Source organism: Bartonella tribocorum (genome assembly GCF_002777915.1).
Lineage (GTDB): Bacteria > Pseudomonadota > Alphaproteobacteria > Rhizobiales > Rhizobiaceae > Bartonella > Bartonella tribocorum_A.
This window is the reverse complement of record NZ_NJGE01000066.1, coordinates 1-1,283: the sequence shown is the minus strand read 5'-3', so window position 1 is coordinate 1,283 and position 1,283 is coordinate 1. Positions and strand designations below refer to the sequence as shown.

Genomic DNA, 1,283 nt, shown 5'->3' with positions numbered 1-1,283 from the left:
GAATAAAGAGAACCGCACCCTTTTCGGTGTGATGGGTGGAACAATCTCTAAGAATTCCATTGAGGCTGTTAATGGTTCTCAGCTTTATAGCTTAGGCGACAATGTTGCGAAGTATTTTGGTGGTAGTGCTAATTATGAGAATGGTCAATGGTCCGCTCCAAGTTTCAAGTTTAAGACTGTCAATGATGACGGTAGTAAAGTTGAAGATAAGGATTATAGTACTGTATCGGAAGCATTTGCTGGTGTAGGTAGTTCTTTTGAGAAACTTCACAAAGAGTTTACCGAAAGCAACGCAGCGGTTACAGAAAATATTAAGCAGAATGCGTTGTTGTGGAGTGCAACTGATCAAGCCTTTAGTGCCAAGCACGGGGAAGGTGAAGCAGAAAAAACGAACAGCAAGATTACGTCTCTTGCCAARGGTAACATTGCAGAAGGTTCAACGGATGCTGTGAATGGCTCCCAGTTATTTGATACCAATCAACATGTAAGCGCCGTTTCCCACAATTTTGAAACAGCTGCTGCGAATATAGCTCAATCCTTTGGTGGAGGTGCTGAATATAAGGATGGTGCATGGACAGCTCCGAGTTTCAAAGTTAAAACCATTAAGGATGATGGCAACGCTGGGGAAGGGGATTATGCGAGCGTATCAGAAGCATTTGAAGGTGTAGGTACTTCATTCACGAATCTTCACCAAGAGCTTAACAAAGCCATTAACCAAGTTGTGGATGATAGTCTTGTCAAGCAAGAAGATACGACCAAGGTTATTAAGATCGGTGCGGAGAAAGAGGGTACAGAAATCACTGTTGCAAACAGTGAAGGTATCGCTCGTAGTATTTCTGGTGTAAAAGCAGCAACAAAAGATGATGAAGCGGTTAATAAAATGCAGCTTGATCAAAGTTTGGAAGCACTTTCTAACAGTCTTCAGTCAGAAGATTCAGCGGTTGTTCTTTACGATAAGGCAGATGGTAAAACTGATTATACAAATGTGACTTTGGGTAAGGGTAAAGATTCTTCTCCAGTGGGACTTCATAATATTGCTGATGGTAAGATTATCAAGGGTTCCCATGATGCAATCACGGGTGGTCAGATCAATACCATTGGTGAGGATATTGCAAAGTTCTTGGGAGGAGAAGCATCTTTTAAAGATGGTGGTCTCACACAGCCAATTTACCAATTATCAGATGTTTCTAAAGACGGTCAGGTTACGGGTAAGTCCTTTACTGATGTTGGTTCTGCTTTTAGCGGGCTTGATACGAATATTAAGAATGTTAATGATCGTATTA

General features: G+C 41.4%; 1 pseudogene. It reads left to right on the top strand.

What is annotated here, in order from left to right:
• Positions 1-1,283 (top strand): annotated as a pseudogene (locus tag CER18_RS09675) (hypothetical protein); the annotation flags it as partial.